General features: G+C 72.8%; 15 protein-coding genes. 8 read left to right on the top strand and 7 right to left on the bottom strand.

Going from position 1 to position 17,021, the window contains the following annotated elements:
- The first annotated feature begins 281 nt into the window (after positions 1 to 281).
- Positions 282 to 1,283, top strand: coding sequence for a VTT domain-containing protein (locus ACIF8S_RS18525; RefSeq protein WP_400000115.1), 1,002 nt, complete (start codon positions 282 to 284; stop codon positions 1,281 to 1,283).
- 35 nt (positions 1,284 to 1,318) lie between these two features.
- Here the strand turns inward: ACIF8S_RS18525 and ACIF8S_RS18520 are convergent, their stop codons facing one another.
- Together ACIF8S_RS18520 and ACIF8S_RS18515 are read right to left on the bottom strand one after the other, a co-directional pair.
- Positions 1,319 to 3,019, bottom strand: a complete 1,701-nt coding sequence (locus ACIF8S_RS18520; RefSeq protein WP_400000114.1) for a threonine/serine exporter ThrE family protein — start codon at positions 3,017 to 3,019, stop codon at positions 1,319 to 1,321.
- A 337-nt stretch (positions 3,020 to 3,356) separates the two neighbouring features.
- Entirely contained in the window at positions 3,357 to 3,848 is a 492-nt protein-coding gene (locus tag ACIF8S_RS18515; protein WP_024885835.1) for an inorganic diphosphatase, read from the bottom strand.
- Between the two features lie 79 nt (positions 3,849 to 3,927).
- On the opposite strand from ACIF8S_RS18515, the gene dacB reads away from it, so the two are divergent.
- From dacB to folE, 6 genes are all read left to right on the top strand, one after another.
- Positions 3,928 to 5,520 carry a D-alanyl-D-alanine carboxypeptidase/D-alanyl-D-alanine-endopeptidase gene (gene dacB / locus ACIF8S_RS18510; protein ID WP_400000113.1) on the top strand — a complete coding sequence of 531 codons (1,593 nt, stop codon included), beginning with the start codon at positions 3,928 to 3,930 and terminating at the stop codon, positions 5,518 to 5,520.
- Positions 5,521 to 5,842: 322 nt separating this feature from the next.
- Positions 5,843 to 6,976, top strand: a complete 1,134-nt coding sequence (locus tag ACIF8S_RS18505) for a zinc-dependent metalloprotease (RefSeq protein ID WP_349795164.1) — start codon at positions 5,843 to 5,845, stop codon at positions 6,974 to 6,976.
- Positions 6,977 to 7,169: 193 nt separating this feature from the next.
- A complete protein-coding gene (gene tilS / locus ACIF8S_RS18500) occupies positions 7,170 to 8,198 on the top strand; it encodes a tRNA lysidine(34) synthetase TilS (RefSeq protein ID WP_400000112.1) in 1,029 nt (342 codons plus the stop codon).
- Positions 8,199 to 8,266: 68 nt separating this feature from the next.
- Positions 8,267 to 8,827 (top strand): hypoxanthine phosphoribosyltransferase, encoded by a 561-nt coding sequence (hpt, locus tag ACIF8S_RS18495; RefSeq protein WP_037723004.1) that lies wholly within the window; start codon positions 8,267 to 8,269, stop codon positions 8,825 to 8,827.
- Positions 8,828 to 9,015: 188 nt separating this feature from the next.
- On the top strand, positions 9,016 to 11,055 hold the full coding sequence (ftsH, locus tag ACIF8S_RS18490; RefSeq protein ID WP_400000111.1) for an ATP-dependent zinc metalloprotease FtsH: 2,040 nt from the start codon (positions 9,016 to 9,018) through the stop codon (positions 11,053 to 11,055).
- A gap of 141 nt (positions 11,056 to 11,196) precedes the next feature.
- Positions 11,197 to 11,802 carry a GTP cyclohydrolase I FolE gene (gene folE, locus ACIF8S_RS18485; RefSeq protein ID WP_349795161.1) on the top strand — a complete coding sequence of 202 codons (606 nt, stop codon included), beginning with the start codon at positions 11,197 to 11,199 and terminating at the stop codon, positions 11,800 to 11,802.
- Positions 11,803 to 11,881: 79 nt separating this feature from the next.
- Here the strand turns inward: folE and ACIF8S_RS18480 are convergent, their stop codons facing one another.
- From ACIF8S_RS18480 to folP, 5 genes are all read right to left on the bottom strand, one after another.
- Positions 11,882 to 12,373, bottom strand: a complete 492-nt coding sequence (locus ACIF8S_RS18480; RefSeq protein WP_400000110.1) for a DUF3180 domain-containing protein — start codon at positions 12,371 to 12,373, stop codon at positions 11,882 to 11,884.
- Between the two features lie 60 nt (positions 12,374 to 12,433).
- A complete protein-coding gene (gene folK, locus ACIF8S_RS18475; protein WP_400000109.1) occupies positions 12,434 to 13,045 on the bottom strand; it encodes a 2-amino-4-hydroxy-6-hydroxymethyldihydropteridine diphosphokinase in 612 nt (203 codons plus the stop codon).
- Positions 13,042 to 13,401 (bottom strand): dihydroneopterin aldolase, encoded by a 360-nt coding sequence (gene folB, locus ACIF8S_RS18470; RefSeq protein WP_024885844.1) that lies wholly within the window; start codon positions 13,399 to 13,401, stop codon positions 13,042 to 13,044. Before folB ends, folK begins: the two co-directional genes overlap by 4 nt.
- A gap of 252 nt (positions 13,402 to 13,653) precedes the next feature.
- On the bottom strand, positions 13,654 to 14,154 hold the full coding sequence (locus ACIF8S_RS18465) for a nuclear transport factor 2 family protein (RefSeq protein WP_400000108.1): 501 nt from the start codon (positions 14,152 to 14,154) through the stop codon (positions 13,654 to 13,656).
- Positions 14,151 to 15,056 carry a dihydropteroate synthase gene (gene folP / locus ACIF8S_RS18460; protein WP_400000107.1) on the bottom strand — a complete coding sequence of 302 codons (906 nt, stop codon included), beginning with the start codon at positions 15,054 to 15,056 and terminating at the stop codon, positions 14,151 to 14,153. The genes ACIF8S_RS18465 and folP overlap by 4 nt, the downstream gene beginning before the upstream one ends.
- A 576-nt stretch (positions 15,057 to 15,632) precedes the next feature.
- Here folP and ACIF8S_RS18455 point away from each other — a divergent pair.
- Positions 15,633 to 17,003 carry a hypothetical protein gene (locus ACIF8S_RS18455; protein ID WP_400000366.1) on the top strand — a complete coding sequence of 457 codons (1,371 nt, stop codon included), beginning with the start codon at positions 15,633 to 15,635 and terminating at the stop codon, positions 17,001 to 17,003.
- Positions 17,004 to 17,021 lie beyond the last annotated feature (18 nt).

Below are 17,021 nucleotides of genomic sequence, written 5' to 3'. Positions count from 1 at the left end.
TTTTCCCGGCTCACCCACCCCCCCCCGCGCGGGGGGGGGCCGTATTCGGGGGCGCCCGCCCCCCCCCCCGGGGCGGGCCCCCCCCCGGGGGGGGGGGGGGGCCCCGCCCCCCCGGCCCCACGACCAGCGGCGATCGCCCACGGCCCCGGCTCGCGGCTTTCCCCGGGCAGGGGCACAGTGCATGCTGGGTACCCCCGCGGAACCTGGGCTTCGACGGCTGCGTTCATAATTTGGGCAGCCAGCCCCCGCCCTTGACCCCCAGCTGCAGGAGCCACATCCCCGTGACCACGCTTGCGCTCGGCCCCGAGTGGCTGAGCCCGGACTACCTCATCGAGACCTTCAGCCTTCCCGGCATCCTGCTGATCGTCTTCGCGGAGTCCGGACTCTTCGCGTTCCTGCCCGGCGACTCCCTGCTGTTCACGGCGGGTCTGTTCGTGGCCGAGGGGACCTACATCAGCCAGCCGCTCTGGCTGGTGTGCCTCCTGATCGTGCTCGCCGCGGTGATCGGTGACCAGGTCGGCTACATGATCGGCAAGTTCTTCGGGCCCCGGCTGTTCAGCCGGCCCAACTCCAAGCTCTTCAAGCAGGAGAACCTGGAGAAGGCCCACGAGTTCATGGAGAAGTACGGTCCCAAGGCGATCGTCCTGGCCCGCTTCGTCCCCATCGTGCGGACCTTCGCGCCCATCGTGGCCGGCGCCGGCCGCATGAAGTACCGCACGTTCCTCACGTACAACGTCATCGGCGGTGTCGCCTGGGGCACGGGTGTCACCCTCGCCGGGTACTGGCTCGGCCAGATCAGCTTCATCAAGGCCAACGTCGAGGCGATCCTCATCCTGATCGTCTTCGTCTCCGTGGTCCCCATCCTCATCGAGTACCTGCGCGAACGCGGGAAGAAGAAGCGCGCCGCCGCCGAGGCCCCGGCCGCGCAGTACGCCCAGCCGCCGGTCATGGACGACGCCACCACCCAGCTGCGCCGCGTCACCCCGGCCGCCCCGCAGCAGCCCGGCCGGCAGCACTACGGCAACCAGGGCGGCGACCCCCAGCAGCCCCGCCCGCCCTACGGCGGCACCCCGAACGGCCACCCGCAGCAGCAGCCCCGGCAGCAGCCGTACGGAGACGGTCAGAGGTACGACCAGCAGCAGCCGTACCGCGACGGCGGGCAGTACGACCCGCGCCGGCCCTACGGCAACGACCGGCAGCAGCCCTACGGCAACGACCGGCAGCAGCCCTACGGGAACGACCAGCAGTACGACCGGCAGCAGCCGTACAACGGCGGTTACTGAGCCGGAGCCGGGCGGCGGCCGGCGCGGACCGAGGGTCAGAAGCCTCGCGTGCGCTTCGCCGCCCGGCGCTTCTCCGCGGAGCCGATCCGCAGGAACAGCCGGGAGATCTCGGACCCGAGGTTCACCCCGATCGCGATGGCCATCGCCAGCGCCACCGCCTTGGTGAGCGACGTCAGACCCCGGTTGACCTCGTTCTGCGCGATGCCCAGCAGACCGAAGTACGTGGCCGAACCGGGCAGCAGCGGGCCGATCGCGGCCGTGGTGTACGGCAGCGCGGACGCGAACCGGTAGCGGGCCAGCAGCTGCCCGAACAGGCCCACCACACCCGCCGCGACCGCCGTGGACGCCACCGGCGAGATGTCGCCCGTGTAGTGCATCGCCCCGTAGACCACCCAGGCGATGCCGCCGTTCAGCGTCACCATCAGCACGGTGGCCCGCTCCTGCTGGAGCAGCACGGCGAAGGCGAGCGACAGGCCCAGGGACGCGGCGATCTGCAGCAGCGGTTGCGGGTCCGAGCCGCCGAGCGCGGCGTCCGGGACCAGGTTGGCGCCGAGCTGAACGCCGAAGTACAGCACCGTCAGCACGCCGATCACGATGCCGACGAAGAAGTACAGCACCTCCAGCAGACGCGCGGACGCCGTGATGTAGAAGCCGGTCAGACCGTCCTGCACGCCCGCCACCAGCGCCCGTCCGGGCAGCAGCGCGAACAGACCACCGGTGATCACCGCGGACGCCTTCACGTCCGCGTGCGCCAGGGTCAGTGCCACGCCGATCGCGGCCGGCGGCGTCGCGGCCACCGTGAACTGGTAGAACTCCGGCAGCCCGCGCCCGGCGCACAGCCACGCCAGCCGGTCGCCGAGCATCGCGCCGATCGCCGCCGCCACGAACACCAGCAGCTGACCGCCGACCAGCACCGAGGCGGACCCGGCGAGCAGCCCGCTGGCGGCCGTCAGGGCCCAGCCGGGATAGGGGTGCCGGTTGCGGCGAATCTCCGCCAGCCGCCGGTAGGCCTCCTCCAGGGACACCTGCGTCTCGTCGTCGCTGAGGTCGTCCACCAGCTGGTAGACGGCCGCCAGCCGGGTGTAGTCGGGGCTGCGGCGGCGTACCGTGCGGGAGGCCGTCACCGGGTCGTCGACCAGCGACGGCTGGTAGGAGACGGCCAGCAGGGTGAAGGTGACGTTGGGCTCACAGCGGTCCAGGCCGTAGGAGCGGCACACGGCGAACATCGCCGCCTCCACGTCCTCGGCGCCCTCACCGCCGGCCAGCAGCAGCTCCCCGATACGCAGGCTCAGGTCCAGCACGCGCGGCACGGCCGGACCGGCCTCGTCGTGCCGCTGCACCGGCTCCGGAGCGGGCCGCTCGGTCACCGGCATGCGCAGCATCGTGCGCATCCGGTCCTGCCAGGGCACGTCCTTGGTCAGCCGCACCAGCGGGACGCCCGCCGGCGGGGTGAAGGCCGCGGCCTGCCGTGCGCTGTAGGTCCTCGGCGTGCTGAACGCCGACCCCTCCGCCTCCGGCGACGGCGGGGGCGGGGCCACGTCCAGACCGTCCGGAAGGGCGAACTCCGAGGTGGTCTCGGACTCCGTGCCCGGCTTCGGCACGGCCAGCCCGTCGGGGACGGCGAACTCGGACGTCGTCTGCGACTCGCTGTCGGCCGGTGCCGCGACACCGGAGGGGGGTACGAAGGCGTTCCTCGCCTCGTCCGACTGTGGCTTGCGGTCCTCCGCGTCCGTCACGTGCTGTGCTCTCCCTGCTGACGACACCGTCCCTCAGTGTGCCCCGTGCCTCGCCGGTCTTGCGCAGGCACAGCGAGACGGGGCGCCCCCCGGGGCGGGGGGGCCCGCCCGGGGCGCGCGGCGGCGGGGGGCAGTGGGCGCCCCGGGGGGAGTATCGCGGGTGTGAGCCCGCGCACACCCGCCCGCCGGCCCCCCCCCCCCCCCCCGCGGGGGCGCCCCCCCGGCGCCCCCCCCCCCCCGCGGGGGCCCCGGGGCCGGGGGGGGGGGGGCCCCCCCCCCGCGGGGGGGCCCCCCGGGGGGGGGGGCCCCCCCGTCCGGTGCCTCTCGGCGGCGGTGCTCAGTGGCCGCCCTGGTCCTTGAAGCGCTTGTAGGACCGCTCGATCTCGGCCTCGGCGTCCACCCGGCCGACCCAGTCGGCGCCCTCGACGGACTTGCCGGGCTCCAGGTCCTTGTAGACCTCGAAGAAGTGCTGGATCTCCAGGCGGTCGAACTCCGACACGTGGTGGATGTCGCGCAGGTGCTCCACGCGCGGGTCCGTCGACGGGACGCACAGCAGCTTGTCGTCGCCGCCGGCCTCGTCGGTCATGCGGAACATGCCGATGGCGCGGCAGCGGATCAGGCAGCCCGGGAACGTCGGCTCGTCCAGGATGACCAGCGCGTCCAGCGGGTCGCCGTCCTCGCCGAGGGTGTTCTCGACGAAGCCGTAGTCGGTCGGGTAGGCGGTCGAGGTGAAGAGCCGACGGTCCAGCCGGATCCGACCCGTCTCGTGGTCCACCTCGTACTTGTTCCGCGAACCCTTCGGGATCTCGATCGTGACGTCGAACTCCACCGGACGCTCCTCCATGATCAGCACATAGTTCTGGTGGTTAAGTGTCCCTCACGCAGGTGTGTGATCGCGAAAGGGGCTGGTGGTCGTGCCGGAGCTGAGGCCTTGGCGGGCCGCGGGACCGCACGTCGTGCGGATCGCGGACGCCGTACGACCGCGTCTGGCGCGTGTCGCCGCGGCCGCCGGGCCGTGGTTCACGCGGTCGGGCCGGCCGGGATCGCCGCAGGCCCCGCGGGTCGCGCGGCCCGGCACCGGCTGGTACACCGCGACCGCCGCCACCGCCGGTCTGGCGCTGGCCGCGGGTGTGGTGACCGCCGCCGGCCCCTGGGACTCCACGGGTCAGCGTACGGCCGAGCGGGACCGGGCCGTGGCCCTGACCGCCTCGCGTGGCACAGATCACGACGGCTCCCGGGCGCACGCGGGCACCCCGCCGCGCGGACCCCAGGCCGCCCCGCCCGCCCCGTCCGTGCTCACCGGCCTCGGCGGCACCGCCACCACCGTGCGGTCGGCGCCCGCGGGGAAGGCGCTCGCCGCCGTCCTCGACCCGCTGCTGAACACCCCGGCGCTCGGCCGCCGCTCCGCCGCCGTCGTCGATGTCGCCACGGGAAAACGGCTCTACGGCGCCGGCTCCGGCGACGCCCTCACCCCCGCCTCCACCACGAAGATCGCCACCGCCGTCGCCGCGCTCTCCGCCCTGGGCGCCGACCACCGCCTCACCACCCGCACGGTCTACGAACCCGACACCCGGGAGGTCGTCCTGGTCGGCGGCGGCGACCCCACGCTCACCGCCCGCAAGCAGGCCAAGGGGTTCGCCAGCCTGCGGGACCTCGCCGCGCGCACCGCCGCGGCCCTCGGCAAGCGGGGCGTGCGCAAGGTGACGCTGTCGTACGACACGACGCTCTACAAGGGCGGCACCCTGCACCCGATCGGGGTCAACCCCAACCTCGCCGCCGTCACCCCCCTGATGGCCGACGAGGGGCGCACCGACGACTCCTCCAGCGGACCCGCGCCCCGCGTCGCGGACCCCGCGGCCGACGCCGCCCGGACGTTCGGGGAGCTGCTGAAGAAGCACGGGATCACGGCGACGCCGCCCGGCCCGTCCAAGTCGACCACCCGCGCCACCACCCTCGCTACGGTCTCCTCGCCGCCGCTCGCCTCGCTCGTGGAGCGGATGCTGACCCACAGCGACAACGACCTCGCCGAGGCGCTCGCCCGGCACACCGCCCTCGCCACCGGCAAGCCGGCCGACTTCGCGGGCGGGGGAGCGGCGGTCACCGCCCGTCTGAAGCAGCTGAAGCTGCCCGTGAAGGGCATCGAGGTCAAGGACGGCAGCGGTCTCGACCGGGGTGACCGGCTCACCGCCGACCTGCTCACCGCCCTGCTGGTCAAGGCCGGCGACCCGGCCCACCCCGAGCTGCGGTCCGTCCTCACCGGGCTGCCGATCGCCGGCTTCACCGGCACGTTGTCCGGGCGGTACGAGGACGGTGCGGCCGGTGTCGTCCGGGCCAAGACCGGCACGCTGACGGGCGTGAACACGCTGGCCGGTACGGTCGTCGACCGTGACGGGCGTCTTCTGGCGTTCGCCTTCCTGGCCAACGACACACCGGGGCCGGACGCGGCGCAGACAGCCCTCGACGAGGCAGCCACAGCCCTGTCGGCCTGCGGCTGCCGCTGACACCCCGCTGCCAAGGCGGAGGCGCCCCCCTCACCCACTCCGGGGGCTCCGCTCCCGGACCCCCTTCGCGCGGTTCCCCGCGGCCCCGAGGGGCGGGAGGTCATAGGTGCCGGGACGGCAGTTCCCCAGGGGCGCGGGGAACTGCGCGAACGGGGGTGTCGGGGGGTGACCTCTGAAGCGGGGCCAGGGTGACGCAGCCCCTCCCGCGGGGCCGGCTGGAGTGCGCGGCGACCATGTCGCCCCAGGGGCGCGGGGAACTGCGCGAACGGGCCCCCGCTTCCTCGCCCTGCCCGTAACCCCACCACTCACGTACCGTTGACGCATGACGAGCATCGGTGGTGCTGCCTCTTCCGGGATGGTCGACTGGAACCTCGCGGTCGCGACCGCGACCAGGCTCATGCGGCCGGGCCCCGACGTCAGCCGGGACGAGGCCCGCGCCGTCGTCGCGGAACTCCGCCGCCACGCGCAGGCCGCGGAGGAACACGTCCGCGGCTTCACCGGTCTCGGCACCGCCGAGACCCACGACACGCCCCTCCTCGTGGTCGACCGCCCCGGCTGGGTCCGGGCCAACGTCGCCGGTTTCCGTGAACTGCTCAAACCCCTGCTCGACAAGATGCAGGAGCGGCGCGGCACCAGCCCCGGCAACGCGGTCCTCGGCGCCGTCGGCGGCAAGGTCACCGGCGTGGAGCTGGGCATGCTGCTGTCCTTCCTCGCCTCCCGCGTCCTCGGCCAGTACGAAACCTTCGCCCCCGCGACCCGCGACCTCCCGGCCGGCGCGAACGGCGGCGGACGGCTGCTGCTGGTCGCCCCGAACATCGTCCACGTCGAACGCGAACTCGACGTCGAGCCCCACGACTTCCGCCTGTGGGTGACGCTCCACGAGGAGACCCACCGCACCCAGTTCACCGCCGTGCCCTGGCTGCGGGACCACCTGGAGGGCGAGATCCAGGCGTTCCTGGGCGAGACCGACGTCGACCCCATGACCGTCCTGGAACGGGTGCGCGAGGCGGCCCAGTCGCTCGCCGGCGGCCGTCCCGAGGGCGAGGAGGGCGACGACGGACGCTCCCTCGTCGAGATCGTGCAGACCCCGGCCCAGCGCGAGATCCTCGGCCGGCTCACCGCGGTGATGTCCCTGCTGGAGGGGCACGCCGACTACGTCATGGACGGCGTGGGCCCCGAGGTCGTGCCGAGCGTCGCCGAGATCCGCGAGAAGTTCCAGCAGCGCCGCGCCAAGGGCGCCTCCCGCCTGGACATGGCCCTGCGCAAGCTGCTCGGCCTGGACGCCAAGCTCCGCCAGTACCGCGACGGCGAACGCTTCGTCCGTGCGGTCGTCGACGAGGTCGGCATGGACGGCTTCAACCGCGTGTGGACCTCGCCCAACACGCTCCCCACCAAGGCGGAGATCGGCAAACCGGCGGACTGGATCACCCGGGTGCACAGCAAACCGGAGGCATGAGCACCGCGCCCCCGTCGCGCGGGGTGTCCGGGGCGGCAGACGGACGCCCCGCCAATCACCCGTCCGAGGGACCGTGGGTCCGGGGCAGGCGTGCAATGCTCGGGGAACGGCCCGGTTCTGTCACCATCTACACACTCTGCGTGACCGAACCTTCGGGCTCAACCCCCCGGAACATCATCGAAGGGAACCGGACATGGGTCCCCATCCTGCGGTCGCGGCGATACGCCTGGCGGTCCGCCGCGTCCTCAACGACATCCTCGCCGAACACGGCCGGCCGCCCGGCCGGCCCGCGACCGACGAGCGGTCCTCCTCCCCGCTCGTCCTCGTGGCCTGCTCCGGCGGCGCCGACTCCATGGCACTCGCCTCCGCCCTCGCCTTCGAGGCCCCCCGGGCCGGCCTGCGCGCCGGCGGCGTGACCGTCGACCACGGCCTTCAGCCGGGCTCCGACCTGCGCGCCGCCGAGGTCGCCGCCCGGCTGCGTGAACTCGGCCTGGATCCCGTCGAGTCGGTCGCCGTCACCGTCGGCCGCGACGGCGGTCCGGAGGCCGCCGCCCGGGACGCCCGCTACGCCGCCCTCGACGCCGCCGCCGAGCGCCACAGCGCCGCCGCCGTCCTGCTCGGCCACACCCGCGACGACCAGGCCGAGACGGTCCTGCTCGGCCTCGCGCGCGGTTCCGGCATCCGGTCCCTGTCCGGCATGGCCGCGGTCTCGGGGGCCGACGGCCGTTACCGGCGCCCCTTCCTCCGGCTCGACCGGCAGACCGCCCGCAAGGCCTGCATGGTGCAGTCCCTGCCCGTCTGGGACGACCCGCACAACACCGACCCCGCCTACACCCGCTCCCGGCTGCGCCACGAAGGCCTGCCCGCCCTGGAGAAGGCCCTCGGCAAGGGCGTCGTCGAGGCCCTCGCCCGTACGGCCCAGCTCTCCCGTGACGACGCGGACGCCCTCGACGCCTGGGCCGGGAAGGCCGCGGCCGGCGTCCGCGACGACGACGGCCGCCTGGAGTGCGACGCCCTGCACGACCTGCCGCCCGCCGTACGCCGGCGGGTGCTGCGCCGGGCCGCCATCGAGGCGGGCGCCCCGGCCGGTTCGCTGTTCGCCCGCCACATCGAGGAGGTCGACCGGCTGATCACCGGCTGGCGCGGTCAGGGGGCCATCAATCTCCCCGGCCGGGTCGTCGCCCGCCGGCAGGGTGGCAGACTGGTGATTCGGCAGGGCTGAATCCGGACCCCACCGACCCGTAGGAGTCGCGGGGCGGACCGGACCGGCCGGTGGGACGACCGAAAGTGATGCGGGTGGACGCGAACGACATGGGTGCCGACCTCGAGAAGGTACTCATCACCAAGGAAGAGATCGACGCCAAGCTGGTGGAGCTGGCGGCGAAGATCGACGCGGAGTACGCGGGCAAGGACCTGCTGATCGTCGGCGTGCTCAAGGGCGCGGTGATGGTGATGGCGGACCTCGCCCGGGCGCTGTCCACCCCCGTCACGATGGACTGGATGGCCGTGTCCTCGTACGGGGCGGGCACCCAGTCCTCCGGCGTCGTGCGGATCCTCAAGGACCTCGACACGGACATCAAGGGCCGGCACGTCCTGATCGTCGAGGACATCATCGACTCCGGACTGACCCTGTCCTGGCTGATCTCCAACCTCGGCTCGCGCGAGCCCGCCTCCCTCAAGGTGTGCACGCTGCTGCGCAAGCCCGAGGCCGCCAAGGTCGCCATCGACGTCGAATGGGTCGGTTTCGACATCCCCAACGAGTTCGTCGTCGGCTACGGCCTCGACTACGCCGAGAAGTACCGCAACCTCCCGTTCGTGGGTACGCTCGCGCCCCACGTCTACGGCGGTTGAACCCGGGCGGCCCCGGCCGCCGTACATGATCGGGAACCCCGGCGGGCTCCTCGGCGTTGGAGCATGCGTGGGCGCCACTGTCGGCCGTCCCCCGCAGCTTCGGGGGGCCATGCTGGGGTACCGTCCGAAGAACAGCCTTTATCAAACTCACTATGGCAGGAGGGACGGGGCGGCACCGCTCCGTATGGATGGACGTGAAGCGATACTTCCGTGGGCCGGTCATGTGGATCGTGCTGGCCGTCCTTGCCGTGGTCGTGTTGATGCAGGTCGTCGGTTCGTCCGGCGGCTACAAGACGGTGGACACGGGCCAGGTCGTCCAGGCGATCAATGAGAACAAGGTCGAACAGGCCAAGCTGACCACCGGCGACGAGCAGATCATCAAGGTCGAGCTCAAGGACGGCCAGAAGGTCGAGGGCAGCTCGAAGATCCAGGCGAGCTACATCGGCGACCAGGGCGTCACCATCGCCAGCACGCTGCAGGACAAGTTCCAGAACAAGCAGATCCCGGACGGCTACACCGTTTCGCCGTCCAAGCAGAACCCCTTCGTGAGCATTCTGCTGTCCCTGCTTCCCTTCGTCCTCATCGTGGTCGTCTTCCTGTTCCTGATGAATCAGATGCAGGGCGGCGGCTCCCGCGTCATGAACTTCGGCAAGTCCAAGGCGAAGCTCATCACCAAGGACACCCCGAAGACGACGTTCTCCGACGTCGCGGGCTCCGAGGAGGCCGTCGAGGAGCTCCACGAGATCAAGGAGTTCCTGCAGGAGCCGGCGAAGTTCCAGGCCGTCGGCGCCAAGATCCCCAAGGGTGTGCTGCTCTACGGCCCGCCCGGTACCGGCAAGACGCTGCTCGCACGCGCCGTCGCCGGCGAGGCGGGCGTGCCGTTCTACTCGATCTCCGGTTCCGACTTCGTCGAGATGTTCGTCGGTGTCGGTGCCTCCCGGGTCCGTGACCTGTTCGAGCAGGCCAAGGCCAACGCCCCCGCGATCGTCTTCGTCGACGAGATCGACGCGGTCGGCCGCCATCGCGGCGCCGGCCTCGGCGGCGGTCACGACGAGCGTGAGCAGACCCTGAACCAGCTCCTCGTCGAGATGGACGGCTTCGACGTGAAGGGCGGCGTGATCCTCATCGCCGCCACGAACCGCCCGGACATCCTCGACCCGGCGCTGCTGCGTCCCGGCCGTTTCGACCGCCAGATCGCGGTCGACCGCCCGGACATGCAGGGCCGCCTCGAAATCCTCAAGGTGCACCAGAAGGGCAAGCCGGTCGCGCCGGACGTCGACCTCGGCGCCGTCGCCCGCCGCACGCCCGGCATGACCGGTGCCGACCTGGCCAACGTGCTGAACGAGGCCGCGCTGCTCACCGCGCGCAGCGACCAGAAGCTCATCGACAACCACATGCTCGACGAGGCGATCGACCGTGTGGTGGCGGGCCCGCAGAAGCGGACCCGGATCATGTCGGACAAGGAGAAGAAGATCACCGCGTACCACGAGGGCGGACACGCCCTGGTCGCGGCGGCCTCACCGAACTCCGACCCGGTTCACAAGATCACCATCCTGTCGAGAGGCCGCGCCCTCGGCTACACCATGGTCCTGCCGGACGAGGACAAGTACTCCACCACGCGCAACGAGATGCTGGACCAGCTGGCCTACATGCTGGGCGGCCGCGCGGCCGAGGAGCTCGTCTTCCACGACCCGACCACCGGTGCCGCCAACGACATCGAGAAGGCCACCGGACTGGCCCGCGCGATGGTCACCCAGTACGGCATGACCGAGCGGCTCGGCGCCATCAAGTTCGGCGGCGACAACACCGAGCCCTTCCTCGGCCGGGAGATGGCCCACCAGCGCGACTACTCGGAAGAGGTCGCCGCGCTGGTCGACGAAGAGGTCAAGAAGCTCATCGAGACCGCGCACAACGAGGCGTGGGAGATCCTCGTCGAGAACCGCGACGTCCTCGACAACCTGGTCCTGGCCCTCCTCGAGAAGGAGACACTGGGCAAGGAGGAGATCGCCGAGGTCTTCGCGCCGATCGTCAAGCGCCCGCCCAGGCCCGCCTGGACCGGCTCCTCCCGCCGTACGCCGTCCACCCGCCCGCCGGTCCTCTCCCCCAAGGAGCTGGCCCTGACGAACGGGGCGAACGGCGCCACGCCGGCCATCTCCACCACGAAGACCGCCACGACGGAGCCCGCCCCGCAGCCGGAGCGAGCCCCGGAGGAGCGCCCGGAGAGCTGATCCAGGGCTCACCGCGCCCCACCGGGCCCGGAATGGATGCCGCGTCCCCCAGGTTCTAGCCTGGGGGACGCGGCATTTGCGTAACCCGCAGTTCGAGACGCGTGCCCCTCACGCGTGCAGGCATCAGGAACGAGGCACCCCATGACCGACCCCGTGACGCTGGACGGCATAGCCCCCGTCGGTGAGTTCGACGAGAAGCGGGCCCGCGACGCCGTGCGCGAGCTGCTGATCGCGGTGGGCGAGGACCCGGACCGTGAGGGCCTGCAGGAGACGCCGGCGCGGGTGGCGCGGGCGTACCGGGAGATCTTCGCGGGGCTGTGGCAGAAGCCCGAGGACGTCCTGACGACGACGTTCGACATCGGCCACGACGAGATGGTGCTGGTCAAGGACATTGAGGTGTACTCGACATGTGAGCATCATCTGGTGCCGTTCCGGGGCGTGGCGCACGTCGGGTACATCCCGTCCACCAGCGGGAAGATCACCGGGCTGTCCAAGCTGGCCCGGCTGGTGGACGTCTACGCCCGTCGCCCGCAGGTGCAGGAACGACTCACCACGCAGATCGCCGACTCGCTGATGGACATCCTGGAGCCGCGCGGGGTGATCGTGGTCGTGGAGTGCGAGCACATGTGCATGTCGATGCGGGGCATCCGCAAGCCCGGCGCCAAGACGCTCACCTCGGCCGTGCGCGGCCAGCTGCGGGACGCGGCGACCCGCAACGAGGCGATGAGCCTGATCATGGCGCGCTGACGCCGTACACGGAGAAGGGGCCACGGAGGAAGGGGCACGGTTCGTGTGAACCGTGCCCCTTCTTCTGTGTACGACGCCCCTAGGCCGCCGGGGCCGCGCCCGGGTGATTGTCGTCGTCCTCGTCCTCCGGGAGCTTGCAGACCCGCTCCAGGAAGATCGCCGCCGCTATCACGCCGATGCCCGCGACGACCGAGAAGCCCGCGTAGATGGCCTGGTCGCGGCGGGCGGGGATGTCCAGGGAGCCCAGCAGGACCACGAAGGTGCCGCCGTACAGGCCCGCGACCAGTGCGGCCACCAGGGCGCTGGCCTGCCCGAAGACCACCGCGCGGGCCGCCATCAGGGGGTCGACGCCCTTGGCGTCGGGCCGGCGCTCGCGCTGTGCCTTGAGGCGGGCCCGCAGGGAGAGCGCGGTGGCCGCGAGGACCACGGCGATCAGGGCGAGCACGATGGGCGCGGCGACGGGCACGCTGGGGAGGGTCCCGAAGGAGTTCCACAGGCGGGCTCCGGCCCAGGACAGGACTCCGGCGACGACGAAGACGCCGGCCAGCACCCTGATGCGCAGCTCTTTCACGGTGTCCCTTCGCGTTCCCCGGACCGGTGCCCCGGGCTGTGGCCGTCTCGACCTTAACGGCTACTCGGGCAGCCGGAGTTCCAGGTCGGCGCGGGGCGTGACACCTTCGCGGGTGACGGTGTCCAGCAGGTCGGCCACCGGGCCGCGGCCCGGGAGCTCCGCCGCGGGGTCGATGTCGTGCCAGGGGGCGAGCACGAAGGCCCGCTCGTGGGCGCGCGGGTGCGGGAGGGTGAGCTGCGGGTCGTCGGAGTGGAGGTCGGCGTAGGCGACGATGTCCACGTCCAGGGTGCGCGGTCCCCAGCGCTCGTCCCGTACGCGGTGGAAGGCCTCCTCGACGGCGTGTGCGCGCTCCAGGAGGGAGGACGGCGGCAGGGTCGTCCGCAGGACGGCGACCGCGTTGAAGTAGGACGGCTGGCTGCCGGGATCGACGCCCCAGGGCTCCGTCTCGTACACGGGGGAGACGGCCTTGACCCGGATGCCCGGGGTGTCCTCCAGGGCGTCCACGGCCCCCTGCAGGGTCTCCAGACGGTTGCCCAGGTTGGCGCCGAGGGAGACCACGGCCCATTTCGGGTTCTGCAGGGTGGTGTCGGCCGCGTCCACCTGCTCGACCACGGAGGCGGGGACGGGCTGGACGGTCGGGTCGGTGTGGCCCGTGGTGGACGGCCTGGTCATACGCGGCTCCGGGTGATGGTGACGGTCACGTCGTCGAAGGGCACGGTGATCGGCGCGTCCGGCTTGTGGACGCATACCTCGACCTCCTGCACGACGTCGTGCTTCAGGCAGACCTGGGCGATGCGCTCGGCGAGGGTCTCGATGAGGTTGAGGGGCTCGCCCTCCACGACGGCCACCACCTCCTCCGCGACGATGCCGTAGTGCACGGTCTTCGTCAGGTCGTCGTCGGCGGCGGCCGGGCGGGTGTCCAGGCCGAGGACGAGGTCCACGAGGAAGGTCTGGCCCTCCTCGCGCTCCTTCGGGAACACTCCGTGGTGCCCGCGGGCCTTCAGGCCGCGCAGCGCGACACGATCCACGCGAATCACTCCTGCAGTCGTCGGTCCGGCCGGTCGGTGCCTGTGCGGACGGCACACCGGCCCGTCCTCGAATCTACCCGCGGCGGACGACGGAGCCGGTGGCGCGGGGTGGCCGCCGCGGTCCGGCGTCCGTTGTCCTCACTGTGCGTCTGCCCAGCCGGGGCGGGGTGCTCACGGGCCGGTGGCGCCCGTCGCACCCCCTGTGGTGATTCCCGCCACGCGGGGCGGGCCGCCGGGCGCGTCCCGTGCCGGTCAGGCCGGTGCCTCGTCGTCCTCGTCGTCCTCCTGGGCGAGGACGGGCGAGGCGTGGTGGGACCAGAGCTTCCAGCCGGCCGGGGTGCGGCGGTAGACGTTGGTGGCGACGACGAGCTGGCCGACCAGCGGGCCCAGCTCCTCGCCGGCCTCGGGGGCCGGCCCGCCGCTGAGGATGTTCTCCGTGCAGGTCACCACGGCGGTGTCACCGGTGACGGAGACATGCACGTCGGTGAGGAAGAACTGGATGTAGTCGGTGTTCGCCATGATCAGGGCGTACGACCTGAGGACCTCGCCGCGCCCGGTGAGCACGGGCCAGCCGGGGTGCACGCAGGAGACCACGCCGCTGTCGGCGGGGTCGTGGTAGGTCTCGTCGACGCCGAGGTCGGCGGGGGTGAGCCAGGCGGAGGCGACCTCTTCGAAGTCGCCCCGCTCCAGTGCCTCGTAGAAGGCGGTGTTGGCGGCTTCGACCTGCTCGACGTCGGTGTGGGGAGCGGTCACCGGGCTCCTTCCGCGCCGGATGCGGGAGACGCGGGGCCGTCGGCGCGCGCCTGGGTTATCGCTCGGACGACCCGTACGGCGTCGGCGCTGGCGCGGACCTCGTGCACGCGCACCGCCCAGGCGCCGGCCTGTGCGGAGAGGGCGGAGACGGCGGCGGTGGCCGCGTCGCGCTCCCGGGCGGGCGGGGGCGGGGCGTCGGGGCCGGCCAGCACCCGGCCGAGGAACCGCTTGCGGGACGCGGCGACGAGCAGGGGGTGGCCGAGGTCGGTCAGGCGGTCGAGCCGGGCGAGCAGCGCGAGGTCGTGTCCGGCGTCCTTGGAGAAGCCGAGGCCGGGGTCGACGATCACGCGGTCGGCGGCCACACCGCCCTCCAGCACGGCCTCCACGCGTGCGCGCAGTTCGTCGGCGACCTCGGTGACCACGTCGTCGTACACGCCCCGGACGTTGCCGCCCTCCAGGAATCCGCGCCAGTGCATGACGACGAACGGCGCGCCGGCGGCGGCCACGACGCCGATCATGGCGGGGTCGGCGAGGCCGCCGCTGACGTCGTTGACCAGGGCGGCGCCGGCCGCGAGCGACTGCTCGGCGACGGAGGCGCGCATGGTGTCGACGGAGACGGTGACGCCTTCGGCGGCGAGGCCGCGGACGACCGGGATGACGCGCTTGAGTTCCTCGGCCTCGTCGACGCGGGTGGCGCCGGGGCGGGTGGACTCGCCGCCCACGTCGACCAGGTCGGCGCCCTGGGCGACCAGGTCGAGGCCGTGCTTGACGGCGGTCGTCGTGTCGAACCAGCGGCCGCCGTCGGAGAAGGAGTCGGGGGTGACGTTCACGACTCCCATGACCGCGCACCGGTCCCAGTGGGGGAGGCCCGCGATCCGACGGCGTCCGCTGTGATTGCTCATACGTTCAGCGTAGGCCCCGGGGCGGGTCCCGGACGCCGCGCGGGCCGGTGGGCGGGGAGCGGGGAAACGCGGTGGCGGGGATTGCGGTGTCTTTCGCCGTCGCTTTGCGGCGGGGCCGTGCGCGTGAGATCGCGGGGGGCGGGAAAGGGCGGGAATCGTGGTTCACCGGGGGTGGGCGGAACGGGATCTCCGGCCGGTGGATCGGCATCGGGGAGGCGGCCCGGGTGGGGTGCCGTTGTGGGGCGAGCGGGTGGGAGCGGGCCGGGGACGGGCGCGGCGCGGGCGGGGGCGCGCCCGGAGGGTGGGGCGCGGGACGGGGCGCGGAGAGGGCTTCGGCGTGGCGGCGGCGGCGAAGTGGAATGCCGGGAGGGGGAGTTGTACGGTGATCCGGCTCGGAAATGATCTTGATGAAATTGCAAGGTGCCGCTATTCACGACTGCCCGGGTTCGCCGTTGGGCTGTGAAACGCCTCAACTCGCTTTCTTTTTGCGGGGCGGGGCACCATCATTCGCCTACGCGCGGTAAGTTTCTGGCCATGCCACGTGGACGTCACCGTCATTCCCCGCCTCTGCACAGGATGCTGCCCCCGTCGGCGATCGCAGGCGTCTCCGTCGTCTGCGCCCTGGGGCCCTGGGTGTTCACACAACCGGTGGTGCTTCGTCTCCTGGCCGCGGCCGCCGCGGTCACGGCGATCGCGGGTGCCGTCGTGATGCGTCACTGGGACGCCCAGGCGGGCAAACGCGTCGCCGATCTGACGCGCGCGCGGGCGAGCGACGAGTGGCGTTTCGAGGAACGGGTCGCCGAACTCGAGTCGGACCTCGAGGAGTCGCGTGAGCTGCGGATGAAGCTGGAGCAGCGGCTGCGCGCCAAGCGCGCGGAACTCGCCGGACTGCGCAACGAGCACGCTTCGCTGCTGCGCCGGTACGCGGCGGCCGAGGTGGACCGGGCGAGCGTCCTGGAGGAACGCCGGGTGCTCGAGATAGAGGCCACCGTCCCGGCGCGCGCGCTGCCGGCGGGGACCTCGTCGGCGCCCGCGGCCGAGCCCGTGGAGGCACCGGAGCCCACGGCACCCGTGACCCCGGAGAGCGCGGCGGACACCGTGGCGGACGCCGACGAGCCGAAGGGCGGGCAGGACCCGGAGACCTCCGGCGTCTTCTCCCCGGAGGGGTCGAAGCTGTACCTGCGGGCCGACGCGGCCCTGGCCCGGTTCACCGGGAAGCCGGGGCCCGAGGGTGCGAAGGCCCCGGACGCCGGCCGCGACGACGCGACGGACACCGGCGCGGCGGACACCGAGGCGACCGACGCCAAGGCGACCGACACCGAGGCGACGGAGCAGGCCGCCCCCGAGGCCGCCGTACCTGCCGCGCGGAAGGAGAGCGCCCCGGGCGCTCCCGCCGCCCGGCCCATCTCCGAGGACACCCCGCATCGGGGCGGCGCCCCCAGGACCGACTCCGCCCCCAAGGGCGGCGGCACGCCCGAGGACGACGGTCCCGAGCCCACGAAGCGGCCCCGGCCGGATCAGGCGCAGGAGGACGAGGCCGGGGGGCAGTCCCGGGCGGTCGGCGACCATGAGCGCGCGGCCGCCCCCACCGGACCGGCCACTCCCGGCAGTTCGGCCGTGCGGCAGCCCTCGGGGCACTTCACCGTGCCGACCGCCGTCGCGGTCGTCCCGCCGACGGCGCCCGTGCGGCGGCCCGTGACGGGGGGCGGCTTCGACTTCTTCGGCACGAAGCAGGAGACGGAGCGCTCCGCCCTGGACGCCGTGCAGAACGAGGACCTCGCCGACGTGGTCGGCCAGGAGGCGCTCGCGCTGCACAAGGCGGAGGCCGAGGCGCGGTACAAGCCGGCCGCCGAGGAGACGCGCGGTGCCGGTCAGGTCATCGACCTGACGGCCCACGACGAGACCGAGCACATCGACGTCCAGGGTCTGCGCAGCGCGGTCTCCTGAGTCCGCCCGCGACCGTCG

Origin of the sequence: Streptomyces sp. NPDC085937 (genome assembly GCF_044540535.1) — a bacterium.
Lineage (GTDB): Bacteria > Actinomycetota > Actinomycetes > Streptomycetales > Streptomycetaceae > Streptomyces.
The sequence above is the reverse complement of the archived record's forward strand: the minus strand, read 5'-3'. Positions and strand labels throughout refer to the sequence as shown.